Origin of the sequence: Paenibacillus crassostreae (assembly GCF_001857945.1) — a bacterium.
Classification (GTDB): Bacteria; Bacillota; Bacilli; order Paenibacillales; family Paenibacillaceae; genus Paenibacillus_AQ; species Paenibacillus_AQ crassostreae.
Window position 1 is genome coordinate 922,543 of sequence record NZ_CP017770.1, and the last position, 17,674, is coordinate 940,216.

General features: G+C 38.9%; 14 protein-coding genes. 4 read left to right on the forward strand and 10 right to left on the reverse strand.

The features are described from left to right. Positions 1 to 51: 51 nt before the first annotated feature. From LPB68_RS04505 to LPB68_RS04515, 3 genes are all read right to left on the reverse strand, one after another. Entirely contained in the window at positions 52 to 1,743 is a 1,692-nt protein-coding gene (locus LPB68_RS04505; RefSeq protein ID WP_068659789.1) for a hypothetical protein, read from the reverse strand. Continuing rightward, positions 1,740 to 3,491 carry a DNA repair helicase XPB gene (locus LPB68_RS04510; protein ID WP_068659787.1) on the reverse strand — a complete coding sequence of 584 codons (1,752 nt, stop codon included), beginning with the start codon at positions 3,489 to 3,491 and terminating at the stop codon, positions 1,740 to 1,742. Before LPB68_RS04510 ends, LPB68_RS04505 begins: the two co-directional genes overlap by 4 nt. Before the next feature lie 98 nt (positions 3,492 to 3,589). Continuing rightward, complete coding sequence (locus LPB68_RS04515; RefSeq protein ID WP_068659785.1) at positions 3,590 to 4,753, reverse strand: M20 family metallopeptidase; 1,164 nt, start codon at positions 4,751 to 4,753, stop codon at positions 3,590 to 3,592. A gap of 180 nt (positions 4,754 to 4,933) precedes the next feature. Between LPB68_RS04515 and LPB68_RS04520 the strand changes: the two genes are divergently transcribed. Both LPB68_RS04520 and ftsW read left to right on the forward strand, forming a co-directional pair. Continuing rightward, on the forward strand, positions 4,934 to 5,281 hold the full coding sequence (locus tag LPB68_RS04520) for a YugN family protein (RefSeq protein ID WP_068659783.1): 348 nt from the start codon (positions 4,934 to 4,936) through the stop codon (positions 5,279 to 5,281). A 15-nt stretch (positions 5,282 to 5,296) separates the two neighbouring features. Further along, positions 5,297 to 6,520 carry a putative lipid II flippase FtsW gene (ftsW, locus tag LPB68_RS04525; protein ID WP_068659851.1) on the forward strand — a complete coding sequence of 408 codons (1,224 nt, stop codon included), beginning with the start codon at positions 5,297 to 5,299 and terminating at the stop codon, positions 6,518 to 6,520. A gap of 33 nt (positions 6,521 to 6,553) precedes the next feature. Here ftsW and LPB68_RS04530 read toward each other — a convergent pair whose 3' ends face one another. From LPB68_RS04530 to LPB68_RS04555, 6 genes are all read right to left on the reverse strand, one after another. After that, a complete protein-coding gene (locus LPB68_RS04530) occupies positions 6,554 to 6,940 on the reverse strand; it encodes an Asp23/Gls24 family envelope stress response protein (RefSeq protein ID WP_068659782.1) in 387 nt (128 codons plus the stop codon). A gap of 203 nt (positions 6,941 to 7,143) precedes the next feature. Further along, the gene (locus LPB68_RS04535) at positions 7,144 to 7,431 is read right to left on the reverse strand and encodes an Fpa/YlaN family protein (RefSeq protein WP_068659780.1); all 288 of its coding nucleotides are present in this window, start codon (positions 7,429 to 7,431) and stop codon (positions 7,144 to 7,146) included. Between the two features lie 131 nt (positions 7,432 to 7,562). Continuing rightward, on the reverse strand, positions 7,563 to 7,808 hold the full coding sequence (locus LPB68_RS04540; RefSeq protein ID WP_068659777.1) for an HPr family phosphocarrier protein: 246 nt from the start codon (positions 7,806 to 7,808) through the stop codon (positions 7,563 to 7,565). Between the two features lie 95 nt (positions 7,809 to 7,903). Further along, positions 7,904 to 9,019, reverse strand: a complete 1,116-nt coding sequence (locus tag LPB68_RS04545) for an aminopeptidase (RefSeq protein WP_068659776.1) — start codon at positions 9,017 to 9,019, stop codon at positions 7,904 to 7,906. A gap of 114 nt (positions 9,020 to 9,133) precedes the next feature. After that, positions 9,134 to 9,952 carry a hypothetical protein gene (locus LPB68_RS04550; RefSeq protein WP_068659774.1) on the reverse strand — a complete coding sequence of 273 codons (819 nt, stop codon included), beginning with the start codon at positions 9,950 to 9,952 and terminating at the stop codon, positions 9,134 to 9,136. Between the two features lie 118 nt (positions 9,953 to 10,070). Beyond that, a complete protein-coding gene (locus tag LPB68_RS04555; RefSeq protein WP_068659772.1) occupies positions 10,071 to 12,050 on the reverse strand; it encodes a sensor domain-containing diguanylate cyclase in 1,980 nt (659 codons plus the stop codon). 440 nt (positions 12,051 to 12,490) lie between these two features. Here LPB68_RS04555 and rpsD point away from each other — a divergent pair, with 440 nt between their 5' ends. Both rpsD and LPB68_RS04565 read left to right on the forward strand, forming a co-directional pair. Beyond that, positions 12,491 to 13,090 (forward strand): 30S ribosomal protein S4, encoded by a 600-nt coding sequence (rpsD, locus tag LPB68_RS04560; protein ID WP_068659770.1) that lies wholly within the window; start codon positions 12,491 to 12,493, stop codon positions 13,088 to 13,090. A 154-nt stretch (positions 13,091 to 13,244) separates the two neighbouring features. Next, positions 13,245 to 16,349, forward strand: coding sequence for a penicillin-binding protein 1A (locus LPB68_RS04565; protein ID WP_068659768.1), 3,105 nt, complete (start codon positions 13,245 to 13,247; stop codon positions 16,347 to 16,349). Between the two features lie 236 nt (positions 16,350 to 16,585). On the opposite strand, the gene LPB68_RS04570 is transcribed toward LPB68_RS04565, so the two are convergent. Then, positions 16,586 to 17,479, reverse strand: a complete 894-nt coding sequence (locus LPB68_RS04570; protein WP_068659766.1) for a hypothetical protein — start codon at positions 17,477 to 17,479, stop codon at positions 16,586 to 16,588. Positions 17,480 to 17,674 lie beyond the last annotated feature (195 nt).

Here is a 17,674-nt window from a genome sequence, read left to right on the forward strand (position 1 = left end):
ATATCTTTCGTAGCTTATGAAGAGGTTTCCATGGCGTGAAATAGAAGCAAATTAGGTGAAACTAGGAATGATTAATTTCATTTCTTTCCAATCATCGTAATTTAATTCAATCATTTCATACTGGTTCGTTGTTGGATTATATCTTTCTCCTGAAATCACATTTGAGTTATTTGAAAACATTAATGGGATGAAATCTACCTTTTCCCCATCCAATGATAACTTGACCTTCGTCTTCAGGAGAATTGCTTGTTCTATTATTTGCCTAACCGTCGAAATATGATAGCTTCTGAAATCCTTGACCCACATCGTTGGGACTTGCTCATACTGTTGAAATAATAATTGGGGTTGAGGGATTTCATCATCCACGGCATAGGGGTATTGCCTGGTTGCATCTTCGTTTCCAAATTGTTTAATAAAGGTCTCTTTATTTTGTTCATCCTCTACTAATAACCCCACTAACCAACACTGACATTCGGATGACATAGGATTAGGATCAGTATGATTCAACTCTTGATCCCATTTTTCAAGGGTTAATACAATATGATCCGGGAGTTCCACTTCACTATTCATAGTTAAAAAAGAAATAATCTCCGCTATTCCTAATCCTCTTCGTATAGATTGTGTGACACTTTCCATCGTAAGCTTATAAATGGATATCAAATCATTGTTAAGAAGACTTGTGAACATCGATAATGTCCAGCGGATAGAATAAGAAATGCTAGGCAGTACAATGATGTCAAAGTCAGGTTGTACATAGAAGCCACAAGGAATAGGAGGTGTGTCCAATTGGGATGGAGATAATTTCACCTCATCGTAAAACAAAGCATTTCGTACTAGTTCAAGTGGAACCTTCCAGCGAAAATATGGTTGATGGTCGTCATCTGACTCCCCTACATCCATCCACCCCAAGCCCGCTAAGGCCGTAATCCAAGCACTCGCAATCGTGGTGATCTGGTCAATACGTGTTCGGTTAAGCAACTGTTGCTCAGTAAAGTAGTCGATCAGATGCTTCATTCCAATCCACTGACCTGATAATACTTCTGGTTGTGATAGCAGACCGAATAGATGCTGCCTCTCAGTATCAGATAAACCCACACGCTCACTAATTAATACCACAAGGATACTGGTCATTTGTTCCGTATTCATTGTTAACCAGATAGACAATATTTCCTCATGCACAACTATCCGTTTGTTTTCCCTATGCACCAAATTCAAACGATCTAGCAGTTCTAAGACGAAAGTGATATGCCGTGGTTCACCTTCGTTATCGCGTAATTGTAATACATGCTGGCCCAGATCCTCTTCCTTTAATTGAAGCTTTTTGTTCAGCCTTTGAACACTTTTTTTATGTATGATCCCTTTCGAATTAAGCAAAAGTTGATCTTGAGCGATGAATACGAGAGCATTAAACAGATCAAGTACAATACCAGGCTTTGCTGCTTTGATAATTTGAATTTCTGCTCCCACTTTAGGTGGGATATAGTTAAACAATGCTTGATGGATTCGTGGTAACTGTTCTATAGGGATGTAATACCTACGTTCACCCCATGACTTCATAACCGTACGTATTCTTCCTTTCTTTCTCAAAGAAAGGAACAAGAGCAAATGTTCCGCTCCGCTATAACCCAGCATTCTTAATTTCATGAATTGTGTATCATCAAATAGCTGACTCGCAAAATTCATATAGATTATTTTCAACAAGGATTGCTCGCTTGTTACATTGGATACATCTACTTCTTTCATAGAAGAAGTTGACCTCCCTCTGTAAATTCATCTATTATTCCATCATGAATTGGAATGTATTCTATATCTGGTAGGCTCTGGATCGCATATTCATACCCCTGCTCAATTAGAAATAACTGACGCCGAATTGCGAAATCCTCTTCTTTACTATCCTTAGAGACTAAGGTGTAGAAATATGCTTTATTATCTGTAGACTTCAACTTAGGGCGTAATATTCTACCGAGTCTCTGAGCCTCCTCTTGCCGTGATCCGAAGCTACCTGACACTTCTATTGCCACAGTGGCTTCTGGTAGATCTACAGCGAAGTTAGCCACTTTAGAGACGACAAGAATCGTAATCTCACCTTTTCTAAAAGAATCATACAAGGTTGTTCGCTCATGCTGTGGCATTTTCCCAGTAATAAGTGGTGCATGAATAGATGATGCGATATGCTCCAATTGATCTAAATACTGGCCTATAACTAATATACCTAGCTGTGAATGCCGTTGCAGAATTCGCTGGATCACAGATAGTTTAGCTGGATTCTCTGCTGCAATCCGAAATTTATGCTTACCTTCAGCACAGTGGTACTCATTCTTCAATTCTACAGGCATGGGTACCCTAATCTCAATACAATCAACCTTCGCGATCCAACCTTCCGCCTCCAGTTGTCTCCATGGCATATCGTATCTCTTCGGCCCCACCAATGAGAATACATCCTGCTCACATCCATCCTCACGTATTAACGTTGCCGTCAATCCTAACCTACGTGTCGCCTGAATCTCGGCAGTTGCACGAAATACTGGTGCAGGTAAAAGATGAACTTCATCATATATAATAAGACCCCATCGGCGTTCATTAAATAACTTCATATGTTCAAACTCACTAGCTTTATTCTTTCGATGAGTAAGAATTTGGTATGTAGCTACTGTTACGGGCTTCACTTCTTTCTTCTGCCCTGAATACTCACCAACCTCAGAAGAGTTCAGCGTTGTTTTACTATTCAGCTCATCAATCCATTGTCTGACAGAAGTTGTATTTGAAGTTAAAATAAGCGTCTCACATTGCAATTTCGCCATGATAGCTATTCCAATCACCGTTTTGCCTGAACCACATGGAAGTACAACAACTCCGCTCCCCCCGCTACCAGGCGAACCTTCAAATGCTTTCACTGCAGCGTTCTGATAGTCCCTCATATGTAATAAGGCTTTAGCATCGGTATGACCTTCACTTTTCCAAGATAGCGACAGGGCTTGCCCATCATCATATCCTGCCAAATCTAATACCGGGTATCCGATTCTGGTTAATTCTTGCTTCAACAACCCTCGTTTGGCTACGTTTAACGAAATCTCTGTCGCCGAGATTCGTTGCATTCCATGATTGAGCATACCCGCTCTTTGAAAGATCTCATCCATTAAACCCTGATCTGAAGTTCTCAGAATGAGTTGATGAGCTATATTAGGATTACAATAAAGAGTTAGCTTCCCGTAACGAGAGATTAACTCATGTACATCCTGCAATAGATCAGACGGAACATCCCAGCGTGATAATGATTGAAGACTGTCCTTCACCATGATAGAAGACCATCCTGAAGAAGCAGCGTTCCAAAGAGAAAGTGGTGTTATTCGATAGGTATGGAATGAAGAAGGGCTCTTAACTAATTCTGCATAACAGACAAGTTGCTCGCGTGCTTCTTCAAATGTAGCATGTCCGCATTCAAGCAATACCGTACGATCACGCTGCACTATACATGCTTTTCTGTTATCCATAACTACCTCCCCCTCATGAGTGGTTAGCGTACCCAATCTTGTATTCATTGATAAGTAGTTTCACCCAATCAACTGAGGAGTATTCCTTATTTATCTATTTACTGATGGGACTCTACCATCGCTATAAAAAGTTTCAGTCCGTTATACATAGCTTCTTCATCAAAGTCAAAGAGCGGATGATGATGAGGGTAATCCATCGCTTTATCTGCATTTCCGGCCCCTACCAACATAAAGCATCCAGGGATTTCTTGAACATAATAAGCGAAATCTTCGGCAATCATTAACTTAGGAACTAATAACACTCGGTCACTCTTAAAATTCTTCTCGGCAACTCTAAAGAAACGCTCTACTTCTTCTTGATCATTCACAAGGGGAGGGTACCCCATCACATAGTCAACAATACTTTTTGCACCATATGATTGAGCTGTTAATGACACCATCGATTCAATTCGGTCGCGAATCATTAATCTTGTATCAATATCGAAAGTACGTACAGTACCAGTTATTCTACACTTCTCTGCGATCACGTTCTGTGCAAATCCACCTTCAATCGTTCCAATGGTCACAACAGCAGGCTGCAATGGATCTACCGAACGACTCACAATACTTTGTAATTGCATCACAACCGCTGAGCCAGCGACGATACTATCAATCGTTACATGGGGAATACCACCATGGCCACCCTTCCCAATCATATCGATAAAGAACTCATCCGCTGCAGCCATGAATGGACCTCCAGCAGTACCTACGGTTCCTACTGGGAGTGGCGTCCACAGATGTATGCCATAAATGGCATCTACACCATTTAATACACCACTCTGAATCATTCCCTGAGCCCCACCCGGACACACTTCTTCTGCGGGTTGAAATATAAACACAATATTCCCTCGAAGCTGACTTTGAAGTTGTGTGAAATAGGATGCCACACCTAACAACATGGATGTATGACCATCATGCCCACAGGCATGCATAACCCCTTTTACCTCTGATCTATATTTACAATCCTTTTCATCTTCAATCGGAAGCGCATCCATATCCGCGCGCAGAGCAATGGTCTTACCTGGCAATGCCCCATGAAGAGTTGCGACAACTCCGTAACCCCCACCGAATTTAGTCTGTACCTGTAATCCTAGCTCTCGTAATTTTGTTGCTACGAATAGAGCCGTATTCTCTTCCTGATAAGATAATTCAGGATGCTGATGTAAGTGTCTTCTCCACTGGATCATCCTAACCTGAATGTCGTTGAGTAATTTTTCATCCATCATGATCCGCTCCGTTTCCATTTATTAGTACTTAGAACAACAAATATATTGAATCTATTGTATCAGAAATGGCTTCAGAGTGTGTATTCACCATCGTTATCTAGCTTGCAGAAGTTCACGAAACATAATATCATGAGTAAAGAAGTTTAGAGAATGACGAATGAAGGAGCTGACTGAGCGATGATTTTTGAAAATACCGGTTTAGATGGCCTTAAATGTGATTTAGCTTATATGGATGAAACAGCAGAGAAAGCTGGATTTTTCCGTTGGCAATGGGAATATTACCGTGCGACCTACGAATATAAAATTGAAGACAATGGAAACAACAATGAATATTTCGTGCGAATTAACACACGAGCAGTAGAAGGCAAGCTAGAAAAACCAGATACTATTCTTGCAGTTGAAGCCGTTTATATGGGTAAAGGGACATTTCCTCATGGTTTAGATTATGAGACACCTATTCCAGATTCTATTCAAGTAATCGCAAACAAGAAATTACAACAATTTAAAACCTTACTTGAAGCTTAGTGTGGTATAACCATGATGAAAGAAAATAATCCTCTTCCCAAGAAGGGGGCCCCAGATTTCCAGTTACTTATTCTCACATTACTACTCGTAGGTTTTGGACTTGTCATGGTATTCAGTGCTAGTTCTAGTTTAACCGTTGCAAGTGAGAAATTTAACAATGATGCTCTCTTTTTCACGAAACGTCAATTTATTTCTGTTACTCTAGGTGGATTTTTCATGCTCATTGCAATGAATATTCCTTATCAGAAATACAAAGTGCTATTTATTCCTTTTTTTATGCTCACGATTATTATGCTCATATTAGTTCCTTATTTGGGGGATGCAACGAATGGTGCTAGAAGTTGGTTCCGCATAGGACCTCTTAGTATTCAACCAACGGAGTTTGCTAAGCTGGCCACCATTCTCTATCTGGCAGCCTTAATTACCAAAAAAGGGGAAAGATTACGTAACTTCAAAAAAGGATTCATTCCAGTTATTATGATTGCTGGTGGTGTAGCGGGGCTCATCATGATGCAGCCTGATCTTGGTTCTACAATGATACTAGTTGCAACATGTGGGCTTATCATTTATGCAGGTGGAGCTAGCATGAAGCATATTATGGGTTCGATTGCACTGTTCGTTCTAGGTGCTGGACTAGTTCTAGGTGTGGATACACTGATAGATTCCTTGTCTAAACCTAGTGAACCATCCACCACAGTTAATCAAAGTTATAAACAGGATCGTATTGCTGCCTTTATTGACCCCTTCAAAGATCCAGAAGGTTCAGGCTACAACCTTATTCAATCGCTTACAGCTATCGGACAAGGTGGTATCACGGGTTCAGGGTTCGGACAAAGTATTCAGAAGCTTCATTACCTTCCTAACTCATACAATGACTTTATCTTTGCCGTTATTGGTGAGGAATTTGGATTTATTGGTACCGCGCTATTCCTTTTGTTTTACTTATACTTCATCTGGCGCGGCATTCTTGTTTCACTCCGATGTCCAGATCCTTTCGGAACATTAGTTGGAATTGGAGTTATGGGTCTTATTGCTATCCAAGCTTTTATCAATATCGGTGGAGTTACTCAGACGATCCCTCTAACGGGGGTTACCTTACCCTTCATTAGTTATGGTGGTTCATCCACCTTGATTATGATGATCAGTATGGGTATTATTCTAAGTATTTCACGAGAAAGTAATAAACCTGTGGTAAAAGAATATATTAAATCACAAAAAGACTATCGGGTATCCCGATAGTCTTTTTGTGTCTATTAGATAGATCTGTTAGATTTACTTGTTACGAACAATGTAATCCTCAATTTCATCATCTTTGAAGGCTACACCTTCAACTTTAACATTAACTTCAACAACATGTAGACCTGACATTGTCTCAACCGCTTCACGAACATTTTGTTGCAACATACGACAAACTTCATGTATAGGTGTTTCGTAAAGAACAATGATACGCAAATCAATAGCTGCTTCTAGTTGCCCAACTTCGACAGTAACACCTTTCTGAACATTCTTTCCACTAAGACGTTTAGCCCATCCTTCAGAGAGTCCTCCAGACATAGCGGCAATTCCCGGTGTCTCAAGTGCTGCCATGCCAGCAATCTTAGAGACAACATCATTCGAAATTCGTATACTCCCATTATCTAGCTGAAGTTGTTCCGTCATGTCCATTCCCCCTGTATACCTTATTATTGGTAATTGTAAATCCAAAAGGATTGAAATGCAAATACTCTTCAATAAAAATGTTTGTAGCAGTCCATTTTATGCAAATATGAAGTGAAACTTATATTTTCTTATATTTCAAAAAAAATACATGCTCAATAAACGGCATGCATTAACGTTCTAAGTTCGCTTGTAAACATCATAGACTACTCTTTGTTATTCAATGCTTCATAAAGAATAGCTAAATTACGTTCAAGTTGACTTACCAATTGTCTCCCCGAGAAAACATCAAGTAGACCTAACCGTACTGCAAAATCAACTTCTTTAGAAAAGCCGTACATTTGAGTATCCAGAACTTCCTCATAGAGAGGGCAATAACGTGTTGCCAAGTTCTCCATCTGAACTTCTATAAGCTTTTGAATTTTATCTGCATCTTCTTGAAGAAGATTAAACGCTTTGAGATTTAAATGTTCCTGTATATCAGACGAAGTCATGTCTCTTCCCCCTATGTCCAAAAGTCAACGAATTAATTCTAACCTTAATATTAGTCGAAAATACACATCAATACAAGAACCCCGTAAAAAAAGCACCCTCACTAGTGAAAGTAAGGGTGCTTTCGCTCACATTATTCAGTGATGACAGCAATCTGCAAACCATGTTTAGCAAATACTTCAGCCATCGCTACTTTTGCTTCCTCAGCATCTGGACCATGAACATGTAGCTCATAATCTTTGTGGCTCACAAGTGTAGTGAATAAGCCTAGAATACTTTTTACATCGATGTACTTATTGTCTGCTTGAAGCACGATGGAAGAAGTAAACTTACCTGCAATTTGAGCAATTTCTACAACCGCTACATTGTTACTGGACATAGAGGATCCCTCCGTAACTTCTATTATAATTACTTTCATATTTTACCTATATAATGATACATTGAATCCGCTTTCTGATGCAAGTCATTTCTGACTTATTTTAATCGATCAGGGTTTAGCCCTTCGAGTTCTGGAATAACAAACAACCCATCTTTACGAATGAGTACATCATCAAAGTAGATTTCTCCACCACCATAATCAGGTCTTTGAATAAGAACTAGATCCCAATGGATGGATGATTTATTTCCGTTATCTGTTACATCATATGCTTGACCTGGTGTGAAATGAAGACTACCTGCTATTTTTTCGTCAAACAAGATATCTTTCATGGGATGAAGAATATATGGATTAAACCCTATTGCAAATTCTCCAATGTAACGAGCACCTTCATCAGAATCTAAAATATCGTTTAATCGTACTGTATCATTACTTGTAGCTTCTACAATTTGTCCATCCTTGAATGTAAACTTTAGATTCTCGAATGAAATACCATTATAAACTGTTGGTGTATTATAACTTATTGTCCCATTGACGGAGTTACGTACAGGGGCGCTATATACTTCACCATCAGGAATATTTTTTTGACCTGAGCATTTCTCAGCACCAATTCCTTTGATTGAGAAACTAAGGTCGGTACCTGGAGCTGTTATACGGACCTTATCCGTTCTTCTCATAAGTTCTGCAAGTGGGTCTTGAGCTTCGTCCATCTTCCCGTAATCAAGATTACATACATCGAAATAGAAGTCCTCAAAGGCCTCTGTGCTCTTATTCGCCAATTGTGCCATACTAGCATTCGGATATCGAAGAACTACCCATTTGGTATGGTTTACTCGTTGCTGACTATGTACCTTATGATTATAGATCGAATTGTAAAGTTTCATTTTCTCTTCCGGTACATCAGAAAGGTCATTCACATTCTCTCCTGCACGAATACCGATATAACAATCCATTTTCTTCATTCGTTCCAAATCAATTTCAGCCCATGTCTTCATTTGTTCTTCTGTTGCATAAGTAAATAACGTACGTTGAACAGACTTATCTGTATGTTGAACGAAAGAGTTACCACCTTTTTTGGATACTTCTTCTATAATAGCTTTCATTAAATCTTGTTCACTACCGATCATTTCGATCAGTACATTTTCACCCGGTTGTACATCTACAGAATATCCAACTAGATTTTCTGCTAACTTTTGAATTCTAGGATCACGCATGCTTTATTCTCCTCCTACTTAAGTATCTATATCTTTTTGAACAATGGTTAAATCATATTTTTATTGTATCACTTTTAGATATTCAAGTCAGTAAGAACTGTATCGTAATATCGCTTAGTTACGGTTGAATACAACATCTTCTACCATCGTTTCACTCTGCTCATTATTGTCTGCATCTAGATATAACATGTTACTCTCCGAAGTGAGTCTTAGCGGGAAATAACTCTTGCGCTCTATGGTTAAATGATACACTGTACTTACATTCGCATGTTGTAACATCGTCTGTAGTTGCTCTTCCCCTTGCTTCCATATTGCTTCTAATTCCAATTGCACTTCCGGATGATACGATGAGTCTGATTGGGGATTCAAGCTTGCCAATTCACTACTCAGTTCACTCTCTAACCAATTCAAGGCGTCCTCAGGATTCAATTCAATCCGAAGAACTCTCGTCCCTCTAGATGCACCAGCCTCCTCTTGAATACTCTTTCTTAGTCCAGCAATACCCTCCAACTGTCTTAATGGGTTAAATCTTGCAAGTGCTTGATCCACTTCATTTTCTACAGCTGAGGTACGTACCCATCCGCCCTGAATTCGACGTAAATCGGTAGAGACTAAACTTGAGTTATCTGATTGCTTATTCTCGATATTGGATGATGAACTTTGTAATGATAATTGGGTTTGCATGCTTAATAAATCATGCTCTGTAAGTTGACCTTCATAGGTGAAATGATGTTCAAACCATCGTTGCTCGTTCCTTCTTAATGCAGCTTCTCCATTAAACGACAACGCCTCGATTCCTGCTAATCCTGTTAATGAGAGTTGAAATTGCTCTTCTGGCGACTTGTTCGAAGACATAATATTACATCCGGATAATAGGGTACTAATACAAATAACAACGATCGGTGACCACAGGTGACTCACTCTATAGTTCATCTAGATCAACTCCTCCAAAGAATCATTGCCTTTATCGTTCCCATTCAACGCTAGTATAACCTCATTTGTAACATCACACAGATAGAAAAAAAACACCCTTTAGATTTAGGTGTTTTTGTCATCTAACACTATTCTCAACCTGTATCTGATTACGTCCATTATTCTTTGCTCTGTAAAGTGCCATGTCCGCTAAATAGAATAAAGAATCTACACTTATTTTCTCATCCATCCAGTTCCATTCCGAAATCCCACAAGATACCGTTACCGAAGGATCTGTATCCTTCTCAACACTTCTACGAATTCTTTCCGCAACAGTGATTGCTTGTTCTATGTCTACCTGCGGTAAATATACAGCGAGTTCTTCTCCTCCCCACCGTGCTGCTAAATCACCCGTACGAATGGAAGATTTAATAATTTCACTGACTTTCTTAATGACTTTATCACCTTTTTGATGGCCATATTTATCATTCACTTGTTTAAATTCATCGATATCGATCACGATTAACGATCCGCAATAATCACGTTTCTGTCTCTTTGCGATAACTTCATCAAGGTAATGTCGAGCATATAGATCTGTTAACATATCTCGATTAGCCATTCGCTTGACCTCTGTATGCAGCATTGCATTACTAACAGAAAGCCCGATATGATTGGATAGCGTTTGAAGTAATCTATAATCATTATATGTGAAAAAATGGGATTTTTGATGTGCTAGCAGAATAGCGCCTGTAACATCTCCCTTTACTACTAATGGGGTTGCAATCAGAGATTGTGAACCACTTTTCTCCATGAAAATAGAGGAAATATGCATTTTCACTTTATAATCTGATAATATGAGTGACTCCCCTTTTTCAAATACGAAGCCACCGAAACCATAATCTTTCTCAAAAGCTCTCCTTAACATCATCGGCATATTACTTGATACAACCTCTAAAGTATCAAGTTCCTGATTAAATTGCAGAATACAACAATACTCAGCTTTAAAAATATTTAAAAGCTCTTCACTTGAAAATTTGTATATTTCAGATAAACGGAGGCTTTGATTCACACGCTGTGTCAATTCATTAATTAAACGTAGTTCACGAATAAGTGAGTTTGATTGCTCATATAGTTTAGCGTTCTCGAATAGTGTGCCTGCGGTATCGACAAGCGTTGAAACAAATTGTTTATCTAATTCACTAATCCTGTTCTTATCTATAAGCATATGAAGGACTCCATAAGTCCCCTGGTTACCTCCAAGCGGAAACCCAATCTCTAGCCTAGCTTCACCATCCGCACGATTTGTTTCCCGAGTCGTTAATCGTCCATCCATAAATGTACGTACTCTAACATCATCTTCTCTTGTTTGAAGAATAAGTGGCTTCACACGCGGATTATCACTATGATGATCCTGCGACATAAATAACTCCATAGAAGCATCTGGACAGAGAATCGCTATACTATCCAACATCTCAGAAAGAACCATATTGACATCAATTCGACCTTGCATGCGCTGTACCATTTGATACAAAACTGCTCTACGGCCCGCCTCATCATTGACTCTATTTTGTTCACTCATCATGTCTTCCACAAATATGTTCTCAAAATTTTTATAGAAACAACTATGAAATAGAATCAACATAGCAGTAACCATGTCCCTCTCAGTACTACTGATCTTCTCATGAGGAAGAACACACACCATAATAGCGTACAATTCTTTAAGTCCCCGAGTGAATTGCGGAAACAAACAAATTGTACAGAATTCATCATTAGAATCCATTCTTACCGGTTCAATGACCTCTGCATGGTTAGATAGACATTGATTCATAAGGATTGCGCCTTCACCTGAAGCGTAATCAGAAATCTTCGAGTCTCCAGCAATAAATAAACCATCATACTGAAAGAGAGCCCACATTGAGTCTTGCATAAAAGGAAGTGAAGTAGATAGATTTTTCCAATCTAATAAACCACTTGATAGTATACTTTGAATAAACGGTAAATCGTATGTTGTAATATCTAGATTCTTTAGCCAAAAACTAACCGAGTCCAAAGATTCATGTTGACTATTCTCCTTAAGTAACTTTTCATGCTTTGAAATGATACTTTGATAATCTGGCATTACGAATAGCCCCTTTGCACTAGTTTGGAAAAACATTCTGCAACGCCTTATATATACTTCAAATAATAATCAACAAAAACTTGCAAGACAATAACCATATTCTACTCTTTCTAGCATTGCTTTGCACCCATATTTTATGTATTTTTTATATTTTTTTTAGTTCCAAAGTCCTATCGACAAATTTAGACTTTTTAAAACATAATATGGTGCTTGACTTAGTCCGGGTTAATCATATAAAATTAATTGTTGAATAGGCGGTATTTATATACTGCTTTTGGGAGTAACGTTGTGTCACCCTCACGTATTTTGTTACTGACAAGACAGCGGCTGAACTTTCATGTCAGTTGTGCTTTGGTCCCATGAGATGCAGCACATGAAACAATCTACGGCACAAATAGAACCCTAACTAAATTTCTATTATAAAAGGAGTCTACTATACAATGGCACGTTACACTGGTCCTAAATTTAAATTAAGTCGCCGTCTAGGCATATCTCTAAGCGGTACAGGTAAAGATTTGAAACGCCCTTTCCCTCCGGGACAACATGGCGCTAACCAACGCAGAAAAGTTAGTAACTACGGAATGCAATTACTTGAGAAACAAAAACTTCGTCACATGTATGGTTTGGGCGAAAAACAATTTAAAACACTTTTCAATAAAGCTCAAAAAATGCAAGGTATTGCCGGTGAGAACTTTATGTTCCTTCTTGAAAGCCGCCTAGATAACTTGGTATATCGTCTTGGATTTGCTAATTCTCGTGCTGGTGCTCGTCAATTGGTATCTCATGGTCATATCACTGTAAACGGTAAGAAAGTAAATATTGCTTCTTACATGTTGAATACTGGTGATGTTATCAGCCTTCGCGAAAGAAGCCGTAGCCTTTCTTCTATCAAAGAAGCTCTTGAGAACCGTAATCACCTTCAAGCATACTTGGAATTCAATGATACAGCTTTAGAAGGTAAATTCATTCGTTTCCCTGAACGTTCTGAATTATCTCAAGATATCGATGAGAAACAAATCGTCGAATTCTACAACCGTTAAGATTAATATTGTAAGCCTGGAACTTAAGTTCCAGGCTTTTTTATTTATAAAATTTCCATAATATTTCATATTATGACCCCTCACCTAATTTAAAGAGATTCAAAAACATGATTTTATGCTATAATAGTTCCGTTAAAAGGAGGAACTAATGCGAATGGATGATACAAATAAAAAAACATCAAAAGAAGAGCTCCCTCCAAAGAAATCCATAGGACGTGTACTAGGATTAACACTACTTTGGCTGATTGTTATCGGTTTTATGGGGGCCTTATTTGTAGGTGGAGCAGGAATTGGCTACGTTTCATCTATCGTTCATGATGAGCCTGTACGAACACGAACAGAAATTGAACAAAAGATGAGTCAGAATTCTATAACCGGATTTGCCTACTTCAGCGATGGTACACCGATTGGCCAGCTTCGAACAGAAGAGGATCGGCGCCCTGTTGATTTTGAGAAAATTCCGAATATCGTCAAAGATGCTGTGATTGCAATTGAAGATAACGACTTCTCTACGCATAATGGAATAGACATTAGCGGAACACTACGTGCAGTCAAACAAAGGGTATTGAACGAATCTATTCAAACAGGAGGAAGTACACTCACTCAACAACTTGCTAGACGTGTATTTCTAAATCTTGATCGGACAGACAACCGTAAAATCAAAGAAATGTTACTTTCATTAAGACTCGAACGCTACCTGACTAAAGAGCAAATATTAGCAGCATATCTCAATAAGGTCCCTTTTGGTAATGGTGCTAATGGTTATAATGTGTATGGTATTAAAGCAGCTGCCAAAGGTATATTCAACATTAGCGATTTAGAACAGTTAAATATTGCACAAGCTGCTTATTTAGCAGGGTTACCACAACTCCCCTCTACCTACTCGGCTTTTAACGGAAAGGGAGAATTCAATCCAACTGCATTCGGCCGTGCAATGGATCGCCAGAAATTAGTATTGCGACGTATGCTTGAAGAAGGTAAAATCTCAAACGGTGAGTATAATGAGGCGAGCGTATTCGATATTCAGGCTTCATTAGCTCAACAAACGGAAAAGGCCTATTCTACATTCCCTTATCTTATGATGGAGACAGAACGCAAAGCCGCAGAGATTTTATTGGAAATAAATGCAGCTACTACTGAAGACACTGAACAAACTGAGAAAAACAATAGTGAACTTCTAGAAGAGGCAACTTTACAACTGACAACAGGTGGTTATCGAGTGTATACCACTATTAACAAAACTGTATACAACACTATGCACCAAATTGCCGAGAATGATGACAATTTCAGTGCAGATAGCAAAACAAAAGGTAAAGAACAAACAGCAGCTATGCTCATGGATAACAAAACGGGTGCTATTCTTGGAATGATCGAAGGTCGAGATTTCTATGAAGAACAAATGAACTACGCAACACAGATGGTACGGCAACCAGGATCAGCAATGAAACCAATCGCTGCATACTTGCCTGCTCTAGACTCAGGAGCTATCCAGCCTGCTAGTATCGTAGATGATGCCCCGATCATACTGAAGGATGGTCAAAAGGGATTCCACATCCCTAAGAACTCATCTAGAGGTTATGAAGGTCTAGTTACAGCTCGATATGCGTTGAATATGTCTAAAAATACGATTGCCTTGAAATTATTTAATAATGTGATAACTATCGATAAGGCTTGGGAATTCGCAAAGCAACTCGGTATAACGTCAATTCAGGAAGCAGACTATGCAGCATCAACCGGTGTTCTTGGCGGATTAAAATATGGTGTATCAGTTGAGGAATTAACTAATGCTTATAGTTCAATCGCTAATCAAGGAGAATTTCTTGATGCCTACATGATCGAGAAAATTACCGATGCGAATGGCAATATCGTTTATAAGCACACACCTGATCCTGTTAAAGTCTTCTCTGAACAGACAGCCTATCTCATGACGGATATGTTACGTACTGTTATTACGCAAGGTACAGGAAGCACGGTCAAGAATAATTATAACCATTGGAAGGAAGTCCCTATTGTTGGAAAGACAGGTTCCACACAAAACTATGCAGATGTATGGTTTATGGGATATTCTCCAGATGTCACTCTAGGAGTCTGGGTTGGTTACAAGGAGCCTGTTAATGTACTGGAAGGTAACCAGAGGAAAAACGCACAGAGCCTCTGGGCGCTTATTATGAACGAGATGATTGACAAGAAACCTGATCTATTCGTTACCTCTTCATTTGAGAAACCATCAGGGATTACAAACAAAACAGTATCAGCATATAGTGGAAAGTTACCCTCTTCACTCACCGATAAATATGTAACCGACTTATTTAATACCAAATATGTTCCTAGTGAAAGTGATGATGGGATCGAAAAGGCAAAATATCTGACGTATAATGGTGTGAATTATATCCCTCAGGAGACTACACCAGACGATATGTTGAAAGAAAAGATCGTAATTAAACGTGAGTATCCTATTCAAGATTTGATCAAGGATCTTCAAGAAGCTTTCACAATCATGAAAGATCATGAATCTTTGGGATTTTATTTACCAAAAGATGCATCTAGTGATATGCCAACAGAGATTGATCCAAGAGTAGATGACGGTGGTGCACCTACACCTCCAGGTAATGTGAGTATCTCTTATGTGGATGGAACAGCACAAATCAACTTTAGTCAAAGTGCTTCGAAAGATGTTGTAGGTTATCGTTTATACCGATCGTTGAGCGGAAGTGAGTTTCAACATCAAGGTAACGTAATTATTGGCGATGCCCCATTAGTGTTTACTTATAATAATGCAACAAAGTATGCTTATAATTTCTATATTAAGGCAGTTGATGTAGCTGGTAACGAATCGGGTGCCAGTGCAGTCGTTGGTAATAGTGGCACGCAGGATACAGAACAGGGCGATGAGATCATTTCGAATCCAGATCAAGTTCTTGAACCGGGTCAGACCGATCAAGGTACTCCTATTGATGACTTTCTCATTCCTCCTGTAGGAGAGGGTGCTCTAACGATACCGTCAGCCCCGGGTCAACCCGTTATTACATCTACTGATAGCGGAATCCAGATAAATTGGTCTGCCAACAATACGGATACTATCATTTCATTCGTTGCTTATTACAGTAAAGATCAGAGCGGTACTTTTTCACAGGTAGGATCAAGTCAAGCAACGTCTATTGATTTGAGTAATCCAATAACAGGTTGGTATCGAATCACAGCCGTTAACAGTGCTGGAGAATCTTTACCCTCTGCAGCGTCTTATTTCGAGAAAAAATAATGTCTTTCTAATTAACGATTAGCTTCATCAATAACCAGAACCAAGCTGAAACGGATACCGTCCTTTTAAAGGACGGTATCCGTCTCTGCCGAAATATAAGGGTATAAAGTATGAAGTGAAACTTATACTTTATACCCTTATATTTGAACAAGAAGACCTGGAACTTTGCTTCCAGGTCTTCTTGTTCTATTTCAATAGGATTAGAGTTTGCATATTAACCTTTATTGATTCTCTGTCTATTCGATAATATGTTCAAAAAACTCCATCGCCTCATCCCTTTTCTCATTACTAGTTAGAATTCCCGCAATAAAAGTAGGAGCCGCATAATTAATTGGTAAGTCTGATGCGAAGCTTGTATCTGAAATATCTAAACCAACGATTTCTTGTTGTCCATTCTCATTCTTAGATCTTATTAATCGCAAATCATCTTCAGAGAGGTCTTTTGCAGAAACAATCGACTCTAGACTCTGGAGAGCATCCTGCTGATTAATCCAATCCATTGCTCCTTCATCCATAAAGATAATATCCGGTCGATCGGATGCAAGGACGGCAAGAGCTCGTTGTAAATAACTCATGTCCATTGTATTTGCGGTACCATCTGTTGAAGGAAGATACACAATGCTGGTCTCCACTCGCTTCCATTCCGGATAATGCGTGACGATCATTTCATTAAGATCATCCATTTTACCTGTATCCTGCGATTCATAATTACCTAGAAACATAATTGAGGCATCCACAGGTGGCAAAGAGGCTAGATATTTCTGTTCTTGCCAGTTCTTATACAGCGCATTCCCACCAACAACTAACACAATCAGTACAACGATTGTTATGATTGTATGTATTTTGTACAGTAGAAGAAAATTTTCGAATTTACGGGCAATACCAGATAATCTACCCCATTTCGCAAGTCTTTGATCTTCTTCGGCTTGAATCTCCTGTTGATCAAGAGCATCGAGGATGAGTTTATATGCCTGAAATTCATCATCATAGGTTGTACCATCAGTACCAATAGAACGCTGACGTTTTAAGAGTAGATCAAACCGCTTATTTAGTTCCTCCTTTGATATATCTTCAGGCAAATCCAATCGTTTATAAGCTTGTTTTAAGTTTTCATCTAAATTGTAATCCAAATTCATTTTCCCCTTCCGTTAATGATAGTAAGTAAATGAGTATGTATTAAGTATAATTCACTAAAGTCAGGAAGTACAAAGTATATTCAATGTCTAATAAGACTCGCTCATGTTGAACTAGGATAAACGATATATTCCAACCAAGCAGAAACGGCTATGCCGTCCTTTTTCAAGGAGTTTATCCTTCCGATGTTA